Origin of the sequence: Lysobacter sp. TY2-98, assembly GCF_003367355.1 — a bacterium.
Lineage (GTDB): Bacteria > Pseudomonadota > Gammaproteobacteria > Xanthomonadales > Xanthomonadaceae > Cognatilysobacter.
This window is the reverse complement of the sequence record NZ_CP031413.1, coordinates 2,450,456-2,472,688: the sequence shown is the minus strand read 5'-3', so window position 1 is coordinate 2,472,688 and position 22,233 is coordinate 2,450,456. Positions and strand designations below refer to the sequence as shown.

The window sequence follows — 22,233 nt, the reverse complement described above, 5'->3', positions numbered from 1 at the left end:
CTACGTCAGCGCAACGACGTCGCCCGGCGTGCCCCATTCGGCATGCGCCGCCCACAACTGCGCGAGGGTGCGGGCCGTGCCGGGCACGACGACGTCGGGTGCGATGTCGGCGAGCGGGCGCAGCACGAACGCGTGCTCGAGTTCGGGGCGTGGAATGCGCAGATGACCGTCGCCGCTCAGCACGCGGTCGTCGAACAGCACGATGTCGATGTCGAGTGTGCGATCGGAAAAGCGCGGGCCGCTGCGATCACGACCGTGCGCGTCTTCGAGTGCGTGCAGCCAGTCGTTGAGCGCCTGGGGTTCCAGATCGCTATCGATCATCGCGGCGGCATTGAGGAACGCCGGCCCGTCGAACCCGACCGCGGGTGTGCGATAGACCGGCGACACGACGACGTCGCCAAAGCGCGCCTGCAGCGCATCGATGGCCGCGCGCAGATGCGCCGCGGGCGCGACGTTGCTGCCCAGGCTCAGATAGGCGCGACCGCTCATGCCGCGCGCGAGCGCTCGATCATGACGCCGACCGCGCGCGCGCCGCGCACCGCGCCGGGCTTGCTCAGTTTCAATTTCAGGCGTTGCACCGGGAATTCGGCGAGCACCAGTTCGGCGACGCGTTCGGCCAGCGTTTCGACGAGGCCGAAGCCGGACTCCGACACGTAGTCGCGGATGCGCGTGCTGATGGCCTTGTAGTCGAGCGTATGCGCGATGTCGTCGTGGGCGGCAGGCACGCGATTGTCGAAGGCCATCTCGAGATCGAACAGCAACGGCTGGCGGATGCGGCGTTCCCAGTCGTAGATGCCGATCAGCGTCTCGATTTCGAGGCCTTCGATGAAGACGTGGTCCATGGTGGCGTTCCCGGGCGGTGCGGCGATGCTACGGACGCGCCGCGCGATGTCCACTCACGCGGTCGCGAACTCGACCGGGGGCAGCGTCGACATGTCCCAGCGCGGCGTCACGTGCACGCCGAGGTCGGCGTGCTGCCCGGCCTGCAGGCGCAGTGCGCCGGCGAACGCGATCATTGCGCCGTTGTCCGTGCACAGCACCGGCGGCGGGAAGCCCACCGCCGCGCAGCGTTGGGCCGCGAGCTCGCGCAGCTTGTCGCGCAGGCGCCGGTTCGCGCCGACGCCACCGGAGACGACGAGGCGGCGGAAGCCGGTCGCATCGAGCGCCCGCGCGCACTTGATCGCCAGCGTGTCGACCACGGCGTCCTCGAAGGCACGGGCGATGTCGGCGCGGGTGGCATCGGTCTGGTCGGAGGCGCGCCACGCCAGCAGCACCTGCGTCTTGAGACCGCTGAAGCTGAAATCGAGGCCGGGACGGTCGGTCATGGGGCGCGCGAACTTGAAGGCGCCGGGGCGGCCGTGTTCGGCGATCGCCGCCAGCTGGGGGCCGCCGGGGTAGGGCAGGCCCATCAGCTTGGCGGTCTTGTCGAAGGCCTCGCCGGCGGCGTCGTCCAGCGTCTCGCCCAGCAGGCGGTAGCGGCCGATGCCGTCAACGCCCACCAGCTGGGTATGCCCGCCGGACACCAGCAGCGCGACGAAGGGTTCGGGCGGCCGACCGGCGTGCAGGGCGGCGCGCTGCTCGGCGTCCTCGATCAACGGAGCGAGCAGGTGGCCCTCCATGTGGTGGACGGCGATGGCCGGCACGTCCAGCGACCAGGCCAGTGCCCGCGCCACGCCGGCGCCGACCAGCAGGGCGCCGACCAGGCCCGGGCCGGCGGTATAGGCGACGCCGTCGAGGTCGGCGGTGGACAGGCCGGCGTCGGCGAGCGTCTGGCGGATCAGCGGCAGCGTCTTGCGCACGTGGTCGCGGCTGGCGAGCTCGGGCACGACCCCACCGTACTGCGCATGCAGGGCGATCTGGCTGTAGACGGCGTGGGCACGCAGGCCGTCGACGGTGTCGTAGACGGCCACGCCGGTCTCGTCACAGCTGGTCTCGATTCCCAGGACTTTCAACGACTTGGCCTCGAATTGGCGGGCATGTCCGACCGCGGCGCGGCCGCCATGACGAAAAAGTGAGAGCGACGGGTTGCGGCGCCGTGGGGCAGGCCGATATCATAGGCGGCTCGCCTGGCCCGTGCCCGGCGGTCCCAACCACGAGATACCGTATGCCGAGCGTCAAAGTCCGCGAAAACGAGCCCTTCGAGTTTGCCCTGCGCCGTTTCAAGCGCACCTGCGAGAAGGCCGGCGTGCTCGCCGAGACCCGCAAGCGCGAGTTCTACGAGAAGCCGACGCAGGAGCGCAAGCGCAAGGCGGCTGCGGCCGTGAAGCGTCAGGCCCGTCGCTCGTCGCGCGACGTGACCAAGCGCCAGCGCATGTACTGATCCGCGACGCCGGTTCGCCGGCGCGCGTTGATGCAGCACCAAAAGCCGACCACGCCCTCGCGTGGCCGGCTTTTCTGCGTTCTGGTTCTGGCGATTCTGTTGGCGGCCCCTAGCGGGCTCAACCGGTTGACGACAGTCAGGTTCGCGCCGGGTGGGCGCGAAGGTCATTTCGCGGGCTTGTCCGCCTCGCGCGGGCGCTGCGGGAAGTCGCGTGCGAGTTCGGCGTCGACCCGCACCGGCCGTGCCCACCGATCGTAGGTGGTGACCACCTCGCGCTTGAGTGCATGGAAGCCGGGCGAGCCAGGCATGAGGCCCAGATCGTGGGCGAGCGTGTCCCAGCCCGGCGTCGGGGTCGCCCCACGAAGGTCGGCGACGGCACGGCACGGCCGTCCGGCCTGCTGCGCAAGGCTGCAGGCGTAGTAGACATCGCCGGCGGTCCAGCCGGGGCGCGCGAGCAGTTCGAGTACGAATTCGCGGGGCGCGCGGTGGTAGCGGGCCATCTCGTCGACGAACGCGTCGCGGTAGGTGGCGGCGTACACGTCGATGTCGGCGAGGCGCGCGTCGACCCAGGCGTCGCCGGTATGGCGATCGGGCGATGCCTGTGCACCCGCCATGCCGGGCAGCAGCAGGCACGCGAGCAGCAGGGCGGCGGGGCTCTTCATTGGGACTCTCGACGTGGCGCGGGACGATCATGCGCGCGCGATGACGGGTCTGCCAGTCGCGAACGAAAAACGCCACGGCCCGAAGGCCGTGGCGCGTGGACCGATCGGTCGTTCCGAGGACTCAGTCGTCGTCGCGGTCGTGCCAGCGGCGGTCGTCGCGGCCGTAACCGTGACGGTCATAGCGCGGATCGTAGTACTCCGCCTTGCACTTGCCGTTCTTGTTGCATTTCACGCGCTGCTGGTTGCCCTGGTTGTTGTAGTAACCGTAGGCGCGACCATAAGGCGCGGAGGTGCGATAGCCGTTGTTGTAGTAGCCGCTGTTGTAACTGTTGTTGTAGTAGTTGTTGTAACCGTTATTGCCATTGACGACGCGGTAGTACACCGGACGGCCGTATGCGTCACGGCGCATCACCAGTCGATCGTCCGCGCTGTAATCGCCGTAGCGGTAGTACGGCTGATTGCCCTGGAACACGACGTCGGCGATGTTGACGATCGCCTGCGTGAGGTCGTTCATCGACTGTGCCTTCGCCGGGGCTGGCGCGAGCGAGGCGACGCCGAGCGACGCGGCGAGGACGGCGGGTGCGACCCAGCGGGTAAGAGCCATGGAATCCTCCATTCGTCCCGCACCATGCGGGCATGGGTCGACGATGCACCCGGTGAAGTGAATCCCTATTTAATTTCGACGTGAGGCCCGAATCGGCTCAGCTCACGTTCCCGTTGCGGTCATGCGGCGTTCGATCTCGTCGAGAACGTCGTACAGGGCGTTCGCGTTTTCGAGCGTGCGCAGACGTGACGGATCGGCGAGCTGCGCTTCGCGCTCGTGCACCCACGTCAGGTGATACGGGATGTGCACGCCGTGGCCACCAAGTTCGATGACCGGCGCGATGTCCGATCGCATCGCATTGCCGACCATCGCGAAGTCGGCGCCGTCGATGCCGAACTCCTCGAGTAAGCGCGCATAGGTGGCGACGTCCTTCTCGCTGACGATCTCGATGCGGTGGAAGAGATCCGCCAGCCCCGACTCACGCACCTTCGCTTCCTGATGGAACAGGTCGCCCTTGGTGATGAGCACGACGGGCCAGCGTGCGGCCACGCGCTCCACCGCTTCGCGGATGCCGGGGAGCAACTCGACCGGATGCCGCAGCATCGACTGCGCGAGCTGCACGATGCGGTGGATATCGGCGGCGGCGATGCGTGCGTCGGTGATCTCGATGGCGGTCTCGATCATCGACAGCGCCATGCCTTTCACGCCGTAGCCGAACACGGCGATGTTGCGCTTCTCGACCGCATAGAGGCGTTCGTGCAGCGCGTCGCCGCGCAGTTCGACGTAGGGCGCGACGATCGCTTCGAACGTCTGCTGCGCTTGCGCGAAATAGTCTTCGCTCCGCCACAGCGTGTCGTCGCCGTCGAAGCCGATCATCCTGAGTGCCATGCACGCAGTATCGCAGACGCCCCTCACGCTTCGTGTACCGGCCGCGCGCCACGCTGCCGCTCTACGGCACGCGCGACGCGTGCGAAGGGAGTCGCCATGAAAACCCGTCACGTCTACAGCACCACCGACCTCGACATGGCCCGCGCCGCGATGACCGCCGCACGCCGGTCCGGGGTTGGCGAGGAATGCCTGTTGCTCGTCGCGCGGTCGGACATCGAACTCGATGCCATCCCGAACGATCACAAGGAAGCCGACAGCGATGCCATCCCCGGCGCGATCAAGGGCATGGTGGCGGGCGGCGCCACCGGCCTGCTGTTGGGCCTTGCCGCGGTCGTCTTCACGCCGATCGGGATCACCCTCGCCGGAGCCGGCATCGTCGCGTTGGCCGGCGCGGGTATCGGCGGATTCTCGTCCGCGCTGTTCGGCTCGGGCCTGCCGGATCCGGTGCGGCAGAAGTTCCACGACGAGATCGCCGCGGGCCGCATCCTGGTGGTGATCGATACCGACGCCGCCACGCAGCGCGTCGCGGGTCCGGCGATCGAAGCCACCGGCGCGACCCTGCTGCCGTTCGAGCACGCGACGAGCACGCTGCGCTGATCAGCCACTGCAGGCGCGCAGCAGCACATTGACGAGCACCGTCAGCACGACGGAGATGACGAGGCTCGGCAGGCAGCCGGCAAAGCGAACACGCGAACGCATGCATGACCGACGTCACTACGGGCAGGCGATGCTGCGGAGTCCGCGGTGAATACACCGTCGCCCGCCCGGCGCGGCCGCACGTTACCGGCCGCGTTCTATCGCCGCGATCCGCGGATCGTCGGCCCCGAGCTGCTCAACAAAGTGCTGGTGCGTGAAGACGGCCGGCGCGGGCGCATCGTCGAGGTCGAAGCGTACTGCGGTGCGGAGGACGCGGCCGCGCACAGCTACCGCGGGCCGACACCGCGCACCGCCACCATGTTCGGTCCGCCCGGACGGTTGTATGTCTACTTCACCTACGGCATGCACTGGTGCTGCAACCCGGTCTGCGGCGACGTCGGCGAAGGCGTTGCCGTCCTGCTGCGCGCGCTCGAGCCGCTCGATGGGCTGCCGCTGATGCGCGCCGCACGACCCGCTGCGAAGTCCGACCGTGATCTCTGCCGCGGACCGGCGCGCCTGTGCCAAGCCTTCGACATCACGGGTGCCGAGGACGGCGCAGACCTCGTCAGCGGACGCGGCGGACTGCGAATCGTGGACGACGGCACACTTCCGCCCGAATCGCCCGTAACCGGCCGACGCATCGGCATCCGTCACGCAGTGGCTGCACCCTGGCGATGGTACGTTCCTTGCAATTCGTTCGTTTCGAAAGCCTGACACCTGTCACGTGTGGCCGTTCAAGCGTTGTGAGCGGCCGGCCGATATGACGGCAGGGAGGATTGCCCTCCCGTAGGCGTGGCCAGAAGACGGCCGGAGATGGACACGATGGGAACGGCACTGAACGCGATGAGGATGGATCGGGCACCGGCGGCAGAGCGGCAGCGCATCGGGCGCGCGCTCGGCGGCCTGCTCGATGCCGCCGACATCACGGACTTTGCCGAACGCGTCGCGGCCTACCTCACCGGCGAGGGCTTCGAGCGCGTCGCCGTGGTCTGGCGCAGCGCGGGCGGCGACCTGCAGTCGCATCCGTCGGCCTGCCTGCTCGAGGGCGACATGCCGCTTGCGCGCTCGGCGCGTTCGAATGACGACTGGGCGGTCGACGCCACGCACGGCCGCGTCGCGGCGTGCATCGAAGTGCAGGCCAGCGGTGACGCGATCGGCGTCGTGCTCGACGGCCAGGCCCACATGCGCGCGCAGGTGCGCGAGCAGTGCGAATTGTTGGCGCCAGTCGCCCGCGCGGTGTTCGAGAAGAACCGCCTGACCGAATCCATGCACGCGCTGGAGCGTTCGGAGCAGCTGCAGTCGGCCCTGTTCCAGATCGCCGACATGGCGAGTTCGGAAATGGACCTCGAGGACATGCTGCGCGAGCTGCATGCGATCGTCGGTCGCTTCATGTACGCCGAGAATTTCTATATCGCGCTGTACGACGACACGCGCGACGCGATCCGCTTCATCTACCTCGTCGATACCGAAGACACGATCACGCGTCCGCCAAACGAGTTCATCTCGATGGAGGTGCTCGAGCGCGGCCTCACCTGGTACGTGATCCGCGACAAGCATCCGCTGATGGGTTCGATGCAGGCGATGCGCAAGCAGATCTCCGGCCCGATGCGCGACATCGGCGTCGACGCCTACGACTGGCTGGGCGTGCCGATCCTCGTGGGCAACACCGTGCGCGGCGTGCTGGTGGTGCAGAGCTACATCGAACGCCCGCGCTACACCGTGGCCGACCAGGCGCTGCTGACCTACGTCGGCAGCCACATCCTCACCGCGCTCGATCGCAAGCTGCAGCAGGAAGAACTCGAGCGCCGCGTCGAGGAGCGCACGCAGGCGCTCACGCTCGAGGTGCAGGAGCGCCAGCGCAGCGTGCGCATCCAGGAGACGCTCTACCGGATCGCCGAGCTCTCGCACACCGCGACCAACCTCGACGAATTCCACGCTGCGGTGCATCGCATCGTCGGCGAGTTCCTCGATGCCCGGAACTTCTACATCGCGCTGCTTTCCGACGACGGCGCGACACTGAACTTCCCGTACTTCGTCGACCAGTACGGCAACAAGGCCGAGAGCCGTCCGCTGGGCCGCGGCGTGTCCGAATACGCGATGCGCTATGGCAAGCCGCTGCTGCTCGACATGACCAATCCGGAGACGATCGAGCACATCCGCGACCTTCAGCATCGCGGCGAGCTCAGCATGATGGGCAAGGAGTCGGTCGCGTGGCTCGGTGTGCCGCTGGTGCTCGGCGATCGCGTCATGGGCGTGCTCGCGGTGCAGAGCTATACGCCGGGTGTCGGCTACAGCGATCGCGATCGCGAACTGCTTACCTTCATCAGCTACCAGATCGCGAACGGTCTGGAGCGTCAACGCGCCGCCGGTGAACTGAAGAACGCGTACGCGGATCTCGAGCGCCGCGTCGCCGAACGCACCATCGAGCTCTCCGAGCAGATCGAGGTGCGCGAGCAGATCGAACAGCGCCTCAAGCACGAAGTGCTGCACGACTCGCTGACGGGCCTGCCGAACCGCGCCTACCTGCGCGACCAGCTGGTGCGCGCGCTCGCGCATCGCGAACGTGATCCGTCGTATCGCTTCGCCGTGCTGTTCATGGACCTCGATCGCTTCAAGGTCATCAACGACTCGGTCGGCCACCTGGTGGGCGACGCGCTGCTCAAGGAGGTCGCGCGCCGTTTCAGCCACTGCGTGCGTGGCGGACGTGACATGGTCGCGCGCCTGGGCGGCGACGAGTTCGCCATCCTGATGGAGGTCGACTCGCCCGAATCGGCGATGCGCATGGGCCAGCGCGTGATCGATGCGCTGAGGGAGCCGGTGCGTGTCGAGGGCAAGGAGCTGTTCTCCGGCGTCAGCGTCGGCATCACGCTCAGCAGCCCCCACTACACCTCGCCGGAAGACCTGCTGCGCGACGCCGACATCGCGATGTACCGCGCCAAGGCCGGCGGTCGCCACCGCATCGAAGTCTTCGACGAACAACTGCACGAACAGGCGCTGCAGCTGCTGGAAGTCGAGAGCGACCTGCGCCGCGCGATCACCCGCCAGGAGTTCGAGCCGTATTTCCAGCCGATCGTGCGCCTGACGGATGGCGCGGTCGTCGGCTACGAAGCGTTGATGCGCTGGAACCATCCGGATCGTGGCGTGCTGGCGCCGGGCGCCTTCCTGCATGTCGCCGATGCGAGTGGCAGCATGGAAGCGATCGACTGGCAGGTGTTCGACCGCACGCTCGACTGCATTTCGCGCCTATTGAAGCCGGGGCAGTACGTCAATCTCAATTTCTCGCCGCGCCACTTCCGCTCGCAGGAACTGGACCAGCGCTTCCTCGATCTCGTCGCGTCCAAGGGTGTGTCGCCGTCGCAGGTGCGCATCGAAGTCACCGAGGGCGCACTGCTCGAGAATCCCGAGCAGATCGGCCTGGTGTTCAACCGCCTGCGCGAGAGCGGCGTGCTGATCGCGCTGGACGACTTCGGTACCGGGTATTCGTCGCTCAGCTACCTGCATCGCTTCAAGCTGCACACGGTGAAGATCGATCGCTCGTTCATCAACGACCTGCAGATCGAGGAAGAGGGCGGCAGCACCGCGGTGGTACGCGCCATCCTCGCGCTGTCGCGTGCACAGCGTCTGGAAGTGGTGGCCGAAGGTATCGAGACCGAAGCGCAGCGGCGCGCGCTGATGACGCTCGGCTGCGAACTCGGTCAGGGTTACTTTTTCGCCAAGCCCGCCTCGCTGGGATCGATACTCGCCTCGCGCGGCCAGTGAAGGTCGCGACAGGCGCGCACCACGCGCCCCAGTGCCTCGCCGGGCGTGCCGGTCTGCAGCAGGCGACCGCCGCCGTACAGCGTGAATGAGCGCGCGACGAGCATGCGGTCGAGGATCGGTGCGTCCAGCGCGATCCGGGCGACGTAACCACCGCTGCTGCGGCGGTCCAGTGGATAGTCCATGCCGATGCCGTCGGCGACCAGCGACGCTTTGTCCAGGCCGGACGGCAGTGCCGTGGCTTCGATGCGCAACAGCATGCGCGCGGCGCCGCGGTCGCACTGGACGATCAAGCCGGCGCCATCGCCCGGCATCCGCCAGGCCGCTTGGGCGCCCAACCCTTCGCCGCGGGCCTGCCAGCGCGACACAGGCGCCGCGGCGCCCGGGGACGCCTGACCCGAGCCCGGCGCGGCCGGCACTGACGTCGCGACGAGCAGTGCCAGCCCCGCGAGCAGCCGGGGCAGCGTCCTGTCGGAATGTGACCGTCGTCTCATTAATGTCGCAACCTACCGTCCGGCTGTGGGAGCTGCGTGCACGAGGCGGCGGTTTCCGACCGACGGCGTTATCCGGCGCTCACCGCCCCGTGGCCCCTGTCTAACGCGCGGGTGACCAGCATCGTGGACACGAGCAGGAGGGCACCATGAGTCGAAACATCCACGACAAGCACCTGAACGACGCGGGCCGCAGCAATCCGCCGTCCGGTCCAGACGACCTCGGCGGTCGCACCCACGCGCTGCGCGCGGGGCGCGACGGACCCACCCAGCGCAAGTCGGCGCTGCAGAAGGAGACGCCGACCCGCGACGCTGGCAGCGACGACCGCCGAAGCGGCAGTGAAAGCCACCGCGATCGCAGCGGAGGCGCCTGATATGCGCACCGATCCGACCGACCGCCGCACCACCCGCGACTCGCGCCGCAAGGACGAGGCGCGCGACCTCGACCGTCACGGCCAGAAGGTGTCGCCCCCGAACCGCCCGGAAACCCAGGCCGAGGACACCGCCGCCGCGATCGATCGCAGTCGTTCGCGGGATCCCGGCTTCGGTCGCGGCCACCACTGACGCATGCCCGCCAGCCATGCCTACGTCGCGCAGGAGCCCACCCGCGCGGCGGTTGATGCGATGCCGGGCGACGTGGTGCTCGAGTTCGGCGCGCCGTGGTGTCCGCACTGCCTCGCCGCCGAGCCGCTGGCCGAGCACGCGCTGGCGGAACACGACGTGCGCCACCTGCGCATCGAGGACGGACGCGGCAAACCGTTGGGTCGCTCGTTCCGCATCAAGCTCTGGCCGACGTTCGTGCTGATGCGCGACGGCGTCGAGTACGGGCGCGTCGTGCGGCCCCGCGGGTCGAGTGAGATCGAAGCGTTGTTCGACGACGAGGCGTAGCGATGCAGCCCGTCGCATCCACTCCGCACATCGCACGCGGCGCAACGTCGGGCTATGCCTCGCGCAGATCATGGGCGGTCGCCACGGGCTGCGCGTCGACAGCGGTGTGGAGCGCGGTTACACGAGTGCGACGAAGGCGGACATGTGCGTTACAAGCGGCCCGGAAGCAGGCGCAATCCACGACGCTGAGCAACAGCGGCTTCGGTTGCGCGTCGATTGTTGCGCGCATGAGGTCGAGACGGCAGGCGAACGTGACGGTGCTCGCGCGGCGGCGACATCCATTACCGCCGCCTGACTCGGCACGGCCCGCAGTCAGCGAACAGCCGGGAAGCGCGCACTAGGGTGGGTCCATCCCCGAACCCCGAGGTCGTCATGAAGAACGTCCGTTCGCTTCTCGTTGCCGTGCTGCTCTCCACCGCCGTCGTTGCTCCGGCGGCCCAGGCCGCGTGCCACGACAAGGTCGTCTACCACAAGAAGCCGGTGAAGGATCCGCATCGCGTCACTGGCACCGTGGTCGGCGCCGCCCTGGGTGGCCTGCTCGGCCATCAGGTCGGTGGCGGCACCGGCAAGGATCTCGCAACGGTCGGCGGCGCAGTCGCCGGCGGCGTGGCCGGCCACAAGATCCAGCGTCACAACCAGGATCGCGTGTACAAGGAAGTCGTGCGCGTCTGCGATCGCTAAGACGTGACGTAGCAGGCGACGGCCGGGCCCTCGGGTCCGGCCGTCGTCGTTTCCGCGCTATCGACAGCGCCTGCGTACACTGCGCCCCCGTTTTGCGGAGTCCCGCGTGAGCGCCTATTCCGAAATCGCCGACGCCATCGTCGACCACGCCGAGTCGATCGCGCGCCTGGGCGCGCGGCGACTCGATGTCGAGGCATTCGATGCGGCCGTGGACGAGCATGTCCATGCGATCCGCGTGCTTGCGGTATCGCATATCGATCCGCTCGCCGACCGCGCGTTCTTCAAGGCGATCAAGGCCGCGACGGCGCGTGCCAGCGGTGTCTACGTGCACATGCCTGATGGCATCGTCGAATTCCTGGTCGACACCGCACGCGGGCAGCGTCGCTTCCAGTTGTGGAACGCGAAAGAGCTGCGCGAAGGCGGTCCGGCCTGATCCTCATCGCCGTGCGGCGTTGAGCCGTGCGCACGCGGCTTCGCATCGATTCCGCGGGCCTTCGACGACGCAGACTGGCGAAGCAAACGGCGCGCGCGGCGCGAGATCGCAGCGGAAGTAGGCATCGCCGTCGCTGTCGACACTCTCGACGAGATGCGCGTGCGGGCGCTCGCGGGGTGCGAAGCGGTGCTCGATGGCGCGCAGCGGGAAGTTCTGCCGTACCAGCAGGCCACCGTCGTCGAACAGCTGGACGCGCGTGCAGGCCTGCATCGACGCATACGCCGCGAGACCGACGCCAGCGACCCAGAACAACGCGAGCGCGCCGCCGACTAGCCACGGAGACTGCGGCAACGTCGCGCTATCGCGCACGCACCCCATGTCATGGCGATGAGCATGGCGTTCCATGCGACCGCCATGCCCCAGATGAACGCGACGATCCGGTGGGTCCAGGTCATGCCATCAGCCTGACCAGTATTCATGACGCGCCGGCGTCAGAGCAGGTGGCGCAGCGCGGGCAGGTACTTTTCGCTGGAGCCCGTATTGACCGCGACCACACGCTCGCCGGCACGCAACAGGCCGCGATCGAGCAATTGCGGCAGCGCGGCGAGGCAGGCTGCGCCTTCGGGCGAAACCCAGTCATGCGTGCGACGCCAGGTCGACGCGAGTTCGTTCGCGATGTCCGCTTCGTCGACGGCGATGGCGGCACCACCGCTGGCGCGAATGATCTGCAACACGCGGAAATGTCCGACGCCTCCAGGCACGTTGAGGCCCGTCGCGAGCGTGTGGCCCGCATCGACGACCGTGGTGTCGTCGGCGCCCGTGTCGAAAGCGCGCACCAGCGGCGCAGTGACGCTGCTCTGCACGCAGAGCATGCGCGGACGGCGGGAATCGATCAGGCCGAGTGCTTCGAGTTCGTCCCAGGCCTTCCACATGCCCAGCATGCCGGTGCCGCCGCCGGTGGGATAGATCACCGCGTCGGGCAGCGACCAGCGCGTCTCGCCCGGCGCGGGTTCGGCGAGTTCGAGGCCGAGCGACTTCTTGCCTTCGATGCGCCAGCCCGGTTCCTGGAACGTCGCGACCGAGAACCAGCCCTGCGGGATGTAGTGCGCTTTGAGGAACGCGCCGGCTTCGCGGATGGTCGGGCCGACGAGTTCCAGCATCACGCTATCCGGCCACCGCTTCGCCGCCGCGGCGACGCTGCCGAGGATCGGCATCGGCGTGTCCTCCGGCATCGCGACGACCACCGACAGTCCACCTGCAAGCGCATAGCGCACCAGCGAATCGCCGGCATTGCCCTGTGTCGGCACCGCAAGCTTCGTCAGTCCGAGGCGGCGTGCCTGCGCGGCGACCATCGCCATCCCGCGGTCCTTGAAGCTTTGCGTCGGATTCGCGCCGAAACCCGGATGCGCCTTGCCTTCGTCCTTGAGCTGCAGCCGCAGGGCCGCCTTCGCTGCGACCGGATGCGTCGAGTAGTCGAGCAGCGGCGTCGCGCCTTCGCCGAGCGGGACGAGATGCGTTGCGTCGCGCGGATCGCTCGCATCTAGCGCCATCAATGCGCCGAAGCGCCACATGTCGCGACGCTGCGGTCGATACCACGACGCGTCCGGTTCCTCGGCCGCGAGGCGCTCGAGGTCGAGCACCATCTCGACCGGTCGGCCGTCGACGGGATCGAGGTTCATCGGCAGGTCGGCGGAATATTCGACGCCGGACGCCATGCCGCGGACGCAACGCACGTAACCCATGGACGGTCGCTCGGAAAAAGTCGTCCGCCGGTATCGCAGCCCCGCGCGCGGATTTCAACCGCGCGCGCGTTCTGAGCTCATGCCTCAGGTGGTGGGGGCGAGTTCCCCGCGCGTGTCGGCGGCGCTGGCGAGACGGCGCAGCTTGGGCGCGACCACCGGCACCGTCAGCATCGTGCTGCCGATCGCCATCAGCAGCAGTGCGGTGAACGTCGCCGCGGTGATGAGCTGTTTGTCGAGCAGCACGTTGACGAAGATGATCATGATCAGCGCCTTGGTCTGCAGCAGCCAGCCGATCATCGAAGCCTCGCCGCGCTTCCAGCCGAGGATGCGGCCCGCGATGTGCACGCCCGCGAGCTTGCCCGTCACCGACGCGACCAGCAGCGCGCCCGCGGCGAGGAACACCGTCGCGCCGCCGACCGACCACGCCGTCTTGAGGCCCGTGCTCAGGAAGAACACCGGCATCATCACCATCAGCACGTGGTGGCGTAGCTGGTCCATCTGCTTCTGCTCGAACCATTCGGCGTCCATCACTACGCCGGCGAGGAACGCGCCGACCATGAAGTGCAGCCCCGACCAGTCGGCGCCGAACGCGCACAGCGCGAGCCAGATCAGCGCGACGAACCAGCGATCGCGCGCCGGCAGCTTCGGCATCAGCCGGCGATACAGCGCGCAGGCGACGGCGAACACCGCGAGGAACGCGGCCTGGCGGCCGATGCGCTGCCAGTCCATCAGCACGACGGCGAGTACGCCCCAGATCGCGACGTCGTCCAGGCTCGCGTAGCGCAGGATGCGCTGGCCGATCGGCGCGCGCAGGATCTCGAGCTTCTCCATCAGCAGGATCAGGATCGGCAGCGCGGTCACCGCGCAGGCCATGCCGACGCCGATGACGAACTGCCACGGCAGGCCCTTCTCGCCGATCCAGCCGGGCAGGCCGAGCATGCCGATCGCCACCACCGAGCCGAACAGCATCGGCACCGTCAGCGCGAGGCCCGCGGTGATCGTGCTCTCGCGTCGCTTCTCCCACGCCTTGCGCAGGTCGAGTTCGATGCCGGCGATCATCACGAACAGCATCACCGCCCACCACGCGAGGCCGTTGAGCGACTTCACGACATCGGGCGCGAACACCAGTGCGTAGTAGTCCGGATACGCCTTACCCAGCACGCCCGGGCCGAGCACGATGCCCATGATGATCTGCACGACCACCAGCGGCGCGAAGTAGTCCGTGCGCCCGAGCCGCCAGATGATGTACGGCACGGCGAAGATGATCGCCATCGCGATCAGGAAGACTTCGGTGGTGCTCATCGCATGCGGCATCGCGGCGGTCCTTCCCCAAGGAAGGCCGGAGTATGCCCGCGGCCGTGGCGATGCGGGTTACAGCGGCTCGTCGACGATCGCGGCGCCCCGTTCGGCCAGCAGGTCGCGCAGGATCGAGCGGTGGCAGCGTGCGGGATCCGCGCAATAGCAGCCGACCGAAAAGTCGGTCGTATGCGACAGCGCGGCGAGCGTGTCGAGCACGTGGCGTGCCTCGCCCTTGCCCATCTCGCTGCGATAGCGCTTCACGAACGCTGCGAGCTCGCGTGGCGTGGTCGCCGAAAGTGCGGCGGCGACCGTCTCGGGTTGCGGCGCGAGCGTCGGCAGCCAGACGTCGTAGAAATCGCGCGTGGCGAACTCGTCCTTGCGCACGCCGCGGGGCGGGCGCCGCACGGTGCCGAGGCGCGTGCCCTCGCCGGGATGACGCGGCGAGCCGAGACGGACGATGCGAATGGCCATGGGGCGCTCCGGAACGGTCGCGCGATGCTCGCGCGTCGCGCTCCGGAGCGCCAGCGGGCGGGACTCAGGCGGCGTGGCGCACGTCGTCATTCGCGGCGCGCGGCACGCGGCGACGGTCGATGCCGACATAGGTGCGGCTGATGATGGTGGGCAGACGGAACACGCGCGCGCGGCGGCGCATGCGTTCGTCGTCTTCGACGTGTTCGCGATGCAGCGCATCGCCGACCAGGAACGAAAGGGCAAGCACCAACGCGATCGTCAGCACGGTGCCGAACAGCATGAAGGCGGACATGGCGGGGAGACGGGACGCGTGCCGGGGCGGCACATCTATTCCGATGCCTGCCGCGCGCGAAAAGTTGCAACGAAATCGCGCACCAGGTCGTCAGTCATGGTCACTGACGTCACGCAAGCGGCGCTCGCGGTCCGGCGCGCGCGCCATCGCGCGTTGTAGGGCTGCATTGCGGCTCGACCGTGCAATCACGCGGCACGGTCGGACACGAGCAGCCGGCGACGCTCCGACGTGCGGTCGCGACCGCCGTCGACGCGCCGTCGAAAACCGTGACGCGTCTTCATCCGCAAGCGACAGTCGACCGGTTTACTGGCGCCATGAGCCCTCGATACATCGCCGCACGCCGCGCCGACGGCGGCCCGTCGCGGCATCTCACCCGTCGCCAGCTGTCCCGCATGCGAGCGCGTTTCCAGCGCGTCGCGATCCTGCTTGCACTGCTCGTCACCAGCGCCGCGTGCGCGATCCGGTGACCGCGCGTCGCCTACTGGCAACGCGCCAGCGGTAGCGCAACGCTCTGCAGTGTCGTGCCGTCGCGTCCGCTTTCGGCGAACAGCACGGCCGTCAACGAGGCGGAACCCACGCCGCGCAATGGCACGACGACACTGCCGTGTGCACCGTTCGCATCGAGTTTCCACGGCCCGGCGAGTTGCTGGACGACGTGGCTGTGATGCAACGTGAGGCCGCGATTTTCGCCGCCCGTGACGCGGTGCTCAACGGCATCGCGATACACGGCGATCCACAGCATCGCGGGCTCCGTGATGCGCGCGGCGGGCGTGGCGTCGAGTTTCAGCCGGGCGGTGCCCGTCGCGGCGTCGACCTGGCCCGAGAGGCCAAGCCTGACGGCCGGCGCACCTTCTCGCGCATCGGCTACGGCCCGCCGGAATGCCGGGTCGCTCTTCCAGTCGACCGCATGGCGACGGCCCACCATCACCTGCGGCGTGAACAACGTGCTCGTGCCGGCCAGGCGAACCCGATACTCCTGTCGACGCGTGTATGCCGCGTCGGAAAAAGGATCGACCCAGCCCGCGTCGTTCCAGTAGTCGACGTGGAAAGCCATCGCATTGACATCCTCCGAGGCCGCCAGCGCGCCGAGCCAGCGATCCGCCGGCGGGCACTGGTCGCAGCCTTCCGCGGTATAGAGCTCGACGATCGGTACGCGCGTCGTGCCGCTCGTGGCGGAACAGGCCGCCACTGCGCTCGCCGATGACAACGCGCATGTGGCCATGACGGCAATGGCGATCCAGCGTCGAGACATGCGGGGCTCCGTTGATGTCGCGTCGACGCTAGGTCAACTGCAGCCGCCTCCGCAGACCACTTCATAGCACCATCGAACGGTCCACCTCGCGGATGAGCGGCGATGGACCGCTCGTGTGCGAAATCCTGCTTCCCGCACATCGGAACCGCACGATCCGGCAATGGTCGGCCGTTAACGATTTGTAAGTTCCATTGACCCAGCCGTCCGGCGGGCTATTCGAATGGAGCTTCCATGACTTTCCATCTTCCGCATCACCCGCTGACGCGTGGCCTGCACCTTGCGCTGGCCTCGACCGTGATGGTCGCGCTGCCGGTCTTCGCGCAGGACACCCCAGCGTCGTCCGAGGGCGACAAGAAGACCCAGGAGCTGGGCCGCGTCGAAGTGACCGGTTCGCGCATCCGTCGCGCCGAGTCCGAGACCTCCCAGCCGATCGTTTCGCTCAACCGAGAAGAGATCCAGGCCCAGGGCCTGACCTCGGTCGGCGACGTGATCCAGAACCTCGCCGCCAACGGTTCGACCCTCAACACCACGATGAACAACGGCGGCGATGGCGAAACCCGCGTCAGCCTGCGTAACCTCGGCTCCAACCGCACCCTCGTGCTGGTCAACGGTCGTCGCTGGGTCGGTGGCACGGGCCTCGGCGGCGCGGTCGACCTCAACACGATCCCGACCGCCGCGGTCGAGCGCATCGAAGTCCTGAAGGCCGGCGCCTCGTCGATCTACGGCTCCGACGCGATCGCGGGCGTGGTCAACGTCATCCTCCGCACCGACTACCAGGGCGCCGAGCTCAACGGCTACCTCGGCATGTTCGACAAGGGCGACGGCTTCCGTCAGTCCTACGACTTCACCATCGGCACCTCCGACGACCGCTTCAGCGCCATGTTCGGCGCCGGCTACGTCAAGGAAGAGCCGGTCCACGCCGGGGACCGGGAAGTTTCGGCGGAGCCGACGTATCACACGGGTCTGGCATTCGGCTCGTCCACGACGCCGAATGGACGCTTCGGCTTCGGCGCCACCGGTTGCCAGCGGCAGAACGCGTCGGGCGCCCCGCTTTTCCTCAACCCGGACGGTTCGACCACCACGACCAACACGGGCGTGCCGGCCATCGCCGCTGCAGGTAACCAGCTGCCGCCGCAGTTTGCCGGCACGCGCTGCGTGCAGGGCACCGTCACGCGTAATGACGCGGCTTCGCCGTTCCGCGTTCGCGGTGCCTCCGACCTCTACAACTTCGCGCCGGACAACTATCTGCTCACGCCACAGGAGCGCAAGTCGATCTTCGGGCGCGCCTCGGTCAACCTGACGGACAGCGTCAGCGCATTCATCACCGCGACGTACAACAATCGTCGTTCGGAGCAGCTGCTTGCCGCGATGCCGATCGTGCTGGGCTTCGGCCCGGGCGCTGGCGTGCAGTCGCAGAGTGTCTTCATCAGCCAGTACAACCTCTACAACCCGTTCGGCCAGGACGTCACGCGTGTGCAGCGCCGGCTCGTCGAGACCGGCGGCCGATCGTTCAACGAAAACGTCGACACCTTCGGCTTCAACGGTGGCCTCGAAGGCTCGTTCGAGCGCTGGAACCGTTACTTCACCTGGGATGCGGGCATGGTCTATGCCCGCAACGACGAAAACGACACGACCTACGGGCTGTTCAACGTCCTCGCCCTGCGCAACGCCCTCGGCCCGTCGATGCTCAATGCGACCGGCACGCCGGTCTGCGTGAGCACGCCGGGCAACCTCGCCACCGTCATTCCCGGTTGCGTTCCGCTGAATCTGCTCGGCGGTGTCGGCACGGTGACGCCGGACATGCTGTCGTATTCGTCGTTCGTCGCGCACGACGAGCTGTCGTACAAGATGAAGGACTACTACGCCAACATCACCGGCGAAATCGCCGAGCTGCCGGGCGGCATGCTCGCGTTCGCGGCGGGCCTCGAGCGCCGCACCGAAAGCGGCTTCAGCCAGCCCGATGCACTCATCGCGTCCGGCAATACGACCGGCAACGCCAGCGCACCCACCGCCGGCGGCTACGCCGTGCGCGAGGCCTACCTTGAAGTCTCCGTGCCGCTGCTGAAGGACATCCCCGGCGCCAAGCAACTGGAATTCGACCTGTCCTCGCGCGTGTCGGACTACTCCAACTTCGGCCGCACCGTGAACTCGGCGTTCGGCTTCAAGTGGCGTCCGATCGATGAGCTGATGGTCCGAGGCAACTGGGCGCAAGGCTTCCGCGCACCGTCCATCCTCGAGCTGTACCAGGGCGTGACCGACTCGTTCCCCACCATCGCGGACCCGTGCTCGACGACGTTCAGCGGTGCCTACAACAGCCTCACGCCGGAACAGAAGGCGCGCTGCCATGCGCAGGGCGTGCCGGTCGGTGGCTACGACCAGGGCAATGCGCAGATCCGCATCAGTGTCGGCGGCAATCCGGATCTCGGGCCGGAGACGTCGACGACCAAGACGCTCGGTGTCGTCTGGAGTCCGAAGTTCATTCCGGGCGCGTTCGATGTGTCGCTGGACTGGTGGCGCATCGAACTGCGCAACGCCATCACCCAGTTCTCGGGTCAGTTCATCCTCGACCAGTGCATCGTCGAGGGTGCACAACCGTTCTGCGGCCTCTACTCGCGCTCGCCCGCGGGCTCGATCGACACGCTGCTGTCCAGTGGCCTCAACGTCGGTGCATCCAACGTCGAAGGCTGGGACATGACCGTGAATTACCGCCTGCCGGACATGGGCTGGGGGCGGCTCTCGTTCGCGTGGGACACGACCTACACCTCGCTGTTCGAGAGTGACAACAACAACAACGGGGTGATCGATCCGGGCGACGGCGGCAGCATCGTCGGCGAGTACTTCGACCGCAGCAACAACTGGCGGATCCGCAGCAACCTCATGGCGCGCTGGGAGATGGGCGATTTCGGCGCCACCTGGTTCACCCGGTACTTCTCGCGCCAGGAAGAGAACTGCCCCTTCTACTACAACGATTACGGCTTCGGTCAGCTCTGCAACGACGCCACCGTCGATGCCAATGGCGTCGTGCAGCCCGGGTCGAAGAACCACATCGGCGGTACGACCTATCACGACGTGTCGGTGTACTGGAAGGCGCCGTGGGACGCGAAGGTCACGGTGGGCGTCAACAACGCCTTCGACAAGGAACCGCCGTTGGCATTCACCACGTTCGCCAACAGCTTCGATCCGCAGTACGAGGTACCGGGCCGCTTCTTCTATCTCTCGTACAACCAGAAGTTCTGACGCACCGTGACGCGAACCGCGTCGCGCACGACCTGTCGCGACGCGGTTCGCCCATTCCGGTCAATCCGGAGGCTCGCCGCTGCACATCATCGCCGTGGTGCCGCGGTGATCCTGACGCCACTGCACCACCGCTCTCTCACGGTGCCCATGCGTCGCGGGATTGGTCTCCCGCTTCGAGTGCAGTCGCCGGTCGCCGGCACCCTGGGCCACCGCGGTTCCCCACCGCGGTGGCCTCTTTTTTCCACGCGTGAAGTGGACTGCTTCCTTCGCGAACGGCTTCCTACGCTGCCGGCATGGGGACGGACATCCACAGCATCCGCTGGACCTTCGACCGCGCGCAGCGTGCCCACGTGAGCGCGCGCGACTGGAGTGACGACCACGCGCGCCTCATCTGCATCGGCCCGCGCACGCCGCCCTTCAGCGTACCCGCGAGCCATGTCGCGCTTTGGCTGAGCCTGCGGGGCTCGCTCTGCGGCGACGCCGCCGAACGCAGCTGGTGCCTCGGCGAGCGCGACGTGTTGTCCTGGCCGGAGAGCGACGTGCTGGTCACGCCGACGCGCTCGACCTGGGCGCTCGCCGCATGTGTGCCCGCAGTCGCGGTCCGAGCGTGGATGCGCGGGGAGCCGCCGCTGCTGCTATGGCAGTCGCGTGCATCGGTGGCGGTTTTGCGCGCGTGGATGCGGTTGGCCCGGCACGTACGCGACGCAGCGGACCCGGCGCTGGCGCGTTCTCTGCTGGTCGCTCTGGTGCGCGAGCAACAGGTCGAACTTGCGCCCCATCTCGCCGCGTGCCCCGGGCGCACACGCGACGCACGGATACGGACGTTGACGAGGCTATGCAGGGTCCGTCACGCCATCCAGAGCCGTGTCGACAGCGTCGCGCGTTTGGACGGGCTCGCTGCCGAGGCGAACTACTCCGCACACCATCTGGTCCGCCTGTATCGCGACGTATTCGGCCACACGCCGAGCGAATACGCCGCATCGCTGCGGCACGCCCGGGCCTGGCAGCTCGTCGCGGACTCCCCCTTGTCGATCAGCGACATTACAGCGGAGGTCGGCTTCGAGAGTCCCAGTGCATTCTGCCGCGCCTTCAAGTCGCATTTCGGCGTGACCGCCACCGAAGCACGACGCGCCGGGCGTGGGCTCGGTGCACATGATCGCCTCGTCAGGGCACGGGGTTGAGCGCGGTCAGCGAGCTTCCGAAGGGCAGTGGGACAGGCAGTCGGCCACGATCTCCATCGCCTCGCGGATCTCGCGCGTCGACATGGCGCTGAATCCCATGATCAGTCCGGTCGCGTCCGGTGGATCGAGGTAGCTCGACGCCACGGTGTAAAGGCCCACGCCGCGTTGCTGCGCCATGCGCACCAGCGCATCGCCGCCGTCGCGTGAGAGGTCGCGCACCCAGGCGAGCAGGTGCATGCCGGACTTCGAATCGGCGACCTCGACGCGCGGTCCGCACCGTTCGTGCAGCAGGCGCCGCAGCAGTTCGCGGCGCTCCGCCAGTCGCCGCGTCACTACGCGCAGGTGCCGGTCGTAGACGCCCGAGGCGATGAACGAGGCGAGCGCTGCCTGTTCGGTGGGGGAGGTGCCGAAGTCGGCCACCCATTTCGCGGCGAGCAGGTCGTCCCTCAACCCGGGCGGCGTAACGATGTAGCCGAGCCGCAGCGACGGAAACAGCGTTTTCGAGAACGTACCCACGTACAGCACGCGGCCGTCGCGATCGAGCGCCTGCAATGCACTGACCGGCTGCTGCGCGTGGCGGAATTCCCCGTCGTAGTCGTCTTCGATGATCCAGCCGTCGTTGCGACGCGCGTAGTCGAGCAGCGCATGGCGCCGCTCCAGCGACATCACCACCCCGGTGGGAAACTGGTGCGACGGCGTCACGTATGTGACCTTGGCCGGCGGATCGGGCAGGCGGTCGACGCACAGGCCTTCGCGGTCGACGGGCACGCCGTGCAGCCGTGCACCGAGGATTTCCAGCACGCGCCGGGCACCGAAGTAGTGCGGCTCCTCGATCGCGACATCGTCGCCGGGATCCAGCAGCACGTTCGCGATCAGGGACAGCGCCTGCTGCGTGCCGTGCACGATGACCACGTCGTCCGCGTCGCACGTGACGCCGCGCGTGCGACCGATGTGCCGCGCCACGGCATCGCGCAATGCAGGCAGGCCCTGGGCAGGTGGATAGTTCGGACTCGCGTACTGCGCGGCGCGTGCGAGTTCGCGCAGCCACTGCGTCGCGATCTCCGTGTTTACCGACGGGAATCCGTACTGAAATGCATAGCGCACATCGGGCGCGCGGCGTCCGGGCAACGCTCGGGGATCGTGCAGACGGCGGGCACGCGCGCTGAACGATGATTGCGCGGGGACAGGCCGCCGCACGGCGCCGGCCGACGTCGACGGCTGCAACGGTGTCTGGACATAGCTGCCGGACCCGATCTTGCCCTCGAGGTGGCCTTCGGCGTGGAGGTGTTCGTACGCCGCGACCACGGTAGTCCGCGACACGCCGAGCGACGCCGCGAGCTCACGTGTCGATGGTAGGCGGCTGCCGTGCGGCAACCGTCCCGCGCCGATTGCTGCGCGCAGTGCCCGCGCCAGCTGCAGATAGCGCGGGCCGCGGCCGTCGAGAATCAGGTCCATTCGAC

Annotated in this window: 26 protein-coding genes; 12 read left to right on the top strand and 14 right to left on the bottom strand. The window is 68.0% G+C overall.

The features are described 5' to 3' along the window. The 3 genes from folK to tsaD are packed head-to-tail and all read right to left on the bottom strand — an operon-like array spanning position 1 to position 1,952. Positions 1 to 489 carry a 2-amino-4-hydroxy-6-hydroxymethyldihydropteridine diphosphokinase gene (gene folK / locus DWG18_RS12060; RefSeq protein ID WP_115647415.1) on the bottom strand — a complete coding sequence of 163 codons (489 nt, stop codon included), beginning with the start codon at positions 487 to 489 and terminating at the stop codon, positions 1 to 3. Beyond that, a complete protein-coding gene (gene folB, locus DWG18_RS12055) occupies positions 486 to 842 on the bottom strand; it encodes a dihydroneopterin aldolase (RefSeq protein WP_115648171.1) in 357 nt (118 codons plus the stop codon). Before folB ends, folK begins: the two co-directional genes overlap by 4 nt. Before the next feature lie 54 nt (positions 843 to 896). Next, complete coding sequence (tsaD, locus tag DWG18_RS12050; protein WP_115647414.1) at positions 897 to 1,952, bottom strand: tRNA (adenosine(37)-N6)-threonylcarbamoyltransferase complex transferase subunit TsaD; 1,056 nt, start codon at positions 1,950 to 1,952, stop codon at positions 897 to 899. 152 nt (positions 1,953 to 2,104) lie between these two features. Here tsaD and rpsU point away from each other — a divergent pair, with 152 nt between their 5' ends. Continuing rightward, complete coding sequence (gene rpsU / locus DWG18_RS12045) at positions 2,105 to 2,320, top strand: 30S ribosomal protein S21 (protein ID WP_115647413.1); 216 nt, start codon at positions 2,105 to 2,107, stop codon at positions 2,318 to 2,320. A gap of 164 nt (positions 2,321 to 2,484) precedes the next feature. Here rpsU and DWG18_RS12040 read toward each other — a convergent pair whose 3' ends face one another. The 3 genes from DWG18_RS12040 to DWG18_RS12030 all read right to left on the bottom strand — a co-directional run bounded on the left by DWG18_RS12040 (position 2,485) and on the right by DWG18_RS12030 (position 4,414). Next, the gene (locus DWG18_RS12040; protein ID WP_115647412.1) at positions 2,485 to 2,982 is read right to left on the bottom strand and encodes a hypothetical protein; all 498 of its coding nucleotides are present in this window, start codon (positions 2,980 to 2,982) and stop codon (positions 2,485 to 2,487) included. Between the two features lie 121 nt (positions 2,983 to 3,103). After that, positions 3,104 to 3,586 carry a hypothetical protein gene (locus DWG18_RS12035; protein WP_162823831.1) on the bottom strand — a complete coding sequence of 161 codons (483 nt, stop codon included), beginning with the start codon at positions 3,584 to 3,586 and terminating at the stop codon, positions 3,104 to 3,106. A gap of 102 nt (positions 3,587 to 3,688) precedes the next feature. Beyond that, on the bottom strand, positions 3,689 to 4,414 hold the full coding sequence (locus tag DWG18_RS12030; RefSeq protein WP_115647410.1) for an HAD family hydrolase: 726 nt from the start codon (positions 4,412 to 4,414) through the stop codon (positions 3,689 to 3,691). A gap of 96 nt (positions 4,415 to 4,510) precedes the next feature. Here DWG18_RS12030 and DWG18_RS12025 point away from each other — a divergent pair, with 96 nt between their 5' ends. The 3 genes from DWG18_RS12025 (at position 4,511) to DWG18_RS12015 (ending at position 8,809) form a co-directional block, all read left to right on the top strand. Then, positions 4,511 to 5,011 (top strand): hypothetical protein, encoded by a 501-nt coding sequence (locus DWG18_RS12025; RefSeq protein ID WP_115647409.1) that lies wholly within the window; start codon positions 4,511 to 4,513, stop codon positions 5,009 to 5,011. A gap of 147 nt (positions 5,012 to 5,158) precedes the next feature. Then, positions 5,159 to 5,764, top strand: a complete 606-nt coding sequence (locus tag DWG18_RS12020; RefSeq protein WP_115647408.1) for a DNA-3-methyladenine glycosylase — start codon at positions 5,159 to 5,161, stop codon at positions 5,762 to 5,764. 108 nt (positions 5,765 to 5,872) lie between these two features. Beyond that, positions 5,873 to 8,809, top strand: coding sequence for an EAL domain-containing protein (locus DWG18_RS12015; protein WP_162823830.1), 2,937 nt, complete (start codon positions 5,873 to 5,875; stop codon positions 8,807 to 8,809). Here the strand turns inward: DWG18_RS12015 and DWG18_RS12010 are convergent. Continuing rightward, positions 8,752 to 9,300: a hypothetical protein gene (locus DWG18_RS12010; protein ID WP_162823829.1), complete on the bottom strand. Its 549-nt coding sequence runs from the start codon at positions 9,298 to 9,300 to the stop codon at positions 8,752 to 8,754. The two genes, DWG18_RS12015 and DWG18_RS12010, sit on opposite strands and share 58 nt — an antisense overlap. A gap of 146 nt (positions 9,301 to 9,446) precedes the next feature. Between DWG18_RS12010 and DWG18_RS12005 the strand changes: the two genes are divergently transcribed. The 5 genes from DWG18_RS12005 to DWG18_RS11985 all read left to right on the top strand — a co-directional run bounded on the left by DWG18_RS12005 (position 9,447) and on the right by DWG18_RS11985 (position 11,299). Continuing rightward, positions 9,447 to 9,671: a hypothetical protein gene (locus DWG18_RS12005; protein WP_115647405.1), complete on the top strand. Its 225-nt coding sequence runs from the start codon at positions 9,447 to 9,449 to the stop codon at positions 9,669 to 9,671. Between the two features lies 1 nt (position 9,672). Further along, positions 9,673 to 9,861, top strand: a complete 189-nt coding sequence (locus DWG18_RS12000; RefSeq protein WP_115647404.1) for a hypothetical protein — start codon at positions 9,673 to 9,675, stop codon at positions 9,859 to 9,861. Between the two features lie 3 nt (positions 9,862 to 9,864). Next, positions 9,865 to 10,185 carry a thioredoxin family protein gene (locus DWG18_RS11995; RefSeq protein WP_115647403.1) on the top strand — a complete coding sequence of 107 codons (321 nt, stop codon included), beginning with the start codon at positions 9,865 to 9,867 and terminating at the stop codon, positions 10,183 to 10,185. A 372-nt stretch (positions 10,186 to 10,557) separates the two neighbouring features. Next, on the top strand, positions 10,558 to 10,866 hold the full coding sequence (locus tag DWG18_RS15660) for a glycine zipper 2TM domain-containing protein (protein ID WP_115647402.1): 309 nt from the start codon (positions 10,558 to 10,560) through the stop codon (positions 10,864 to 10,866). Positions 10,867 to 10,972: 106 nt separating this feature from the next. Beyond that, positions 10,973 to 11,299 (top strand): hypothetical protein, encoded by a 327-nt coding sequence (locus tag DWG18_RS11985; protein WP_115647401.1) that lies wholly within the window; start codon positions 10,973 to 10,975, stop codon positions 11,297 to 11,299. Between the two features lie 3 nt (positions 11,300 to 11,302). On the opposite strand, the gene DWG18_RS11980 is transcribed toward DWG18_RS11985, so the two are convergent. From DWG18_RS11980 to DWG18_RS11960, 5 genes are all read right to left on the bottom strand, one after another. Beyond that, positions 11,303 to 11,704 (bottom strand): hypothetical protein, encoded by a 402-nt coding sequence (locus DWG18_RS11980; RefSeq protein WP_162823828.1) that lies wholly within the window; start codon positions 11,702 to 11,704, stop codon positions 11,303 to 11,305. An 86-nt stretch (positions 11,705 to 11,790) separates the two neighbouring features. After that, positions 11,791 to 13,041 carry a threonine synthase gene (locus tag DWG18_RS11975; protein WP_115647399.1) on the bottom strand — a complete coding sequence of 417 codons (1,251 nt, stop codon included), beginning with the start codon at positions 13,039 to 13,041 and terminating at the stop codon, positions 11,791 to 11,793. A gap of 84 nt (positions 13,042 to 13,125) precedes the next feature. Continuing rightward, positions 13,126 to 14,343 carry a cation:proton antiporter gene (locus tag DWG18_RS11970; protein ID WP_240318522.1) on the bottom strand — a complete coding sequence of 406 codons (1,218 nt, stop codon included), beginning with the start codon at positions 14,341 to 14,343 and terminating at the stop codon, positions 13,126 to 13,128. Between the two features lie 69 nt (positions 14,344 to 14,412). After that, the gene (locus tag DWG18_RS11965) at positions 14,413 to 14,811 is read right to left on the bottom strand and encodes a DUF488 family protein (protein ID WP_115647397.1); all 399 of its coding nucleotides are present in this window, start codon (positions 14,809 to 14,811) and stop codon (positions 14,413 to 14,415) included. A gap of 64 nt (positions 14,812 to 14,875) precedes the next feature. Further along, the gene (locus DWG18_RS11960; RefSeq protein WP_115647396.1) at positions 14,876 to 15,103 is read right to left on the bottom strand and encodes a hypothetical protein; all 228 of its coding nucleotides are present in this window, start codon (positions 15,101 to 15,103) and stop codon (positions 14,876 to 14,878) included. A gap of 314 nt (positions 15,104 to 15,417) precedes the next feature. Between DWG18_RS11960 and DWG18_RS15330 the strand changes: the two genes are divergently transcribed. Next, positions 15,418 to 15,570, top strand: coding sequence for a hypothetical protein (locus DWG18_RS15330; RefSeq protein ID WP_162823827.1), 153 nt, complete (start codon positions 15,418 to 15,420; stop codon positions 15,568 to 15,570). 11 nt (positions 15,571 to 15,581) lie between these two features. Here DWG18_RS15330 and DWG18_RS11955 read toward each other — a convergent pair whose 3' ends face one another. After that, the gene (locus DWG18_RS11955; RefSeq protein WP_115647395.1) at positions 15,582 to 16,355 is read right to left on the bottom strand and encodes a DUF1223 domain-containing protein; all 774 of its coding nucleotides are present in this window, start codon (positions 16,353 to 16,355) and stop codon (positions 15,582 to 15,584) included. Between the two features lie 231 nt (positions 16,356 to 16,586). Between DWG18_RS11955 and DWG18_RS11950 the strand changes: the two genes are divergently transcribed. Next, positions 16,587 to 19,592, top strand: coding sequence for a TonB-dependent receptor (locus DWG18_RS11950; protein ID WP_240318521.1), 3,006 nt, complete (start codon positions 16,587 to 16,589; stop codon positions 19,590 to 19,592). 293 nt (positions 19,593 to 19,885) lie between these two features. Then, positions 19,886 to 20,773, top strand: a complete 888-nt coding sequence (locus DWG18_RS11945; protein WP_115647394.1) for a helix-turn-helix transcriptional regulator — start codon at positions 19,886 to 19,888, stop codon at positions 20,771 to 20,773. A 6-nt stretch (positions 20,774 to 20,779) separates the two neighbouring features. Here the strand turns inward: DWG18_RS11945 and DWG18_RS11940 are convergent, their stop codons facing one another. Then, complete coding sequence (locus DWG18_RS11940; RefSeq protein WP_115647393.1) at positions 20,780 to 22,228, bottom strand: PLP-dependent aminotransferase family protein; 1,449 nt, start codon at positions 22,226 to 22,228, stop codon at positions 20,780 to 20,782. Positions 22,229 to 22,233 lie beyond the last annotated feature (5 nt).

What these genes read in the sequence shown, in the direction of transcription:
- folK (WP_115647415.1), bottom strand. Translation starts at nt 489, where the DNA reads ATGAGCGGTCGCGCCTATCTGAGCCTGGGCAGCAACGTCGCGCCCGCG.
- DWG18_RS12040 (WP_115647412.1), bottom strand. Translation starts at nt 2,982, where the DNA reads ATGAAGAGCCCCGCCGCCCTGCTGCTCGCGTGCCTGCTGCTGCCCGGC.
- DWG18_RS15660 (WP_115647402.1), top strand. Translation starts at nt 10,558, where the DNA reads ATGAAGAACGTCCGTTCGCTTCTCGTTGCCGTGCTGCTCTCCACCGCC.
- DWG18_RS11975 (WP_115647399.1), bottom strand. Translation starts at nt 13,041, where the DNA reads ATGGGTTACGTGCGTTGCGTCCGCGGCATGGCGTCCGGCGTCGAATAT.
- DWG18_RS11950 (WP_240318521.1), top strand. Translation starts at nt 16,587, where the DNA reads ATGACTTTCCATCTTCCGCATCACCCGCTGACGCGTGGCCTGCACCTT.
- DWG18_RS11995 (WP_115647403.1), top strand. Translation starts at nt 9,865, where the DNA reads ATGCCCGCCAGCCATGCCTACGTCGCGCAGGAGCCCACCCGCGCGGCG.
- DWG18_RS11980 (WP_162823828.1), bottom strand. Translation starts at nt 11,704, where the DNA reads ATGGAACGCCATGCTCATCGCCATGACATGGGGTGCGTGCGCGATAGC.
- DWG18_RS15330 (WP_162823827.1), top strand. Translation starts at nt 15,418, where the DNA reads ATGAGCCCTCGATACATCGCCGCACGCCGCGCCGACGGCGGCCCGTCG.
- DWG18_RS12025 (WP_115647409.1), top strand. Translation starts at nt 4,511, where the DNA reads ATGAAAACCCGTCACGTCTACAGCACCACCGACCTCGACATGGCCCGC.
- DWG18_RS12000 (WP_115647404.1), top strand. Translation starts at nt 9,673, where the DNA reads ATGCGCACCGATCCGACCGACCGCCGCACCACCCGCGACTCGCGCCGC.
- DWG18_RS11965 (WP_115647397.1), bottom strand. Translation starts at nt 14,811, where the DNA reads ATGGCCATTCGCATCGTCCGTCTCGGCTCGCCGCGTCATCCCGGCGAG.
- DWG18_RS11940 (WP_115647393.1), bottom strand. Translation starts at nt 22,228, where the DNA reads ATGGACCTGATTCTCGACGGCCGCGGCCCGCGCTATCTGCAGCTGGCG.
- rpsU (WP_115647413.1), top strand. Translation starts at nt 2,105, where the DNA reads ATGCCGAGCGTCAAAGTCCGCGAAAACGAGCCCTTCGAGTTTGCCCTG.
- DWG18_RS11945 (WP_115647394.1), top strand. Translation starts at nt 19,886, where the DNA reads ATGGGGACGGACATCCACAGCATCCGCTGGACCTTCGACCGCGCGCAG.
- DWG18_RS12035 (WP_162823831.1), bottom strand. Translation starts at nt 3,586, where the DNA reads ATGGCTCTTACCCGCTGGGTCGCACCCGCCGTCCTCGCCGCGTCGCTC.
- folB (WP_115648171.1), bottom strand. Translation starts at nt 842, where the DNA reads ATGGACCACGTCTTCATCGAAGGCCTCGAAATCGAGACGCTGATCGGC.
- DWG18_RS12030 (WP_115647410.1), bottom strand. Translation starts at nt 4,414, where the DNA reads ATGGCACTCAGGATGATCGGCTTCGACGGCGACGACACGCTGTGGCGG.
- DWG18_RS11955 (WP_115647395.1), bottom strand. Translation starts at nt 16,355, where the DNA reads ATGTCTCGACGCTGGATCGCCATTGCCGTCATGGCCACATGCGCGTTG.
- DWG18_RS12005 (WP_115647405.1), top strand. Translation starts at nt 9,447, where the DNA reads ATGAGTCGAAACATCCACGACAAGCACCTGAACGACGCGGGCCGCAGC.
- DWG18_RS11970 (WP_240318522.1), bottom strand. Translation starts at nt 14,343, where the DNA reads ATGAGCACCACCGAAGTCTTCCTGATCGCGATGGCGATCATCTTCGCC.
- DWG18_RS11960 (WP_115647396.1), bottom strand. Translation starts at nt 15,103, where the DNA reads ATGTCCGCCTTCATGCTGTTCGGCACCGTGCTGACGATCGCGTTGGTG.
- DWG18_RS12010 (WP_162823829.1), bottom strand. Translation starts at nt 9,300, where the DNA reads ATGAGACGACGGTCACATTCCGACAGGACGCTGCCCCGGCTGCTCGCG.
- DWG18_RS12015 (WP_162823830.1), top strand. Translation starts at nt 5,873, where the DNA reads ATGGGAACGGCACTGAACGCGATGAGGATGGATCGGGCACCGGCGGCA.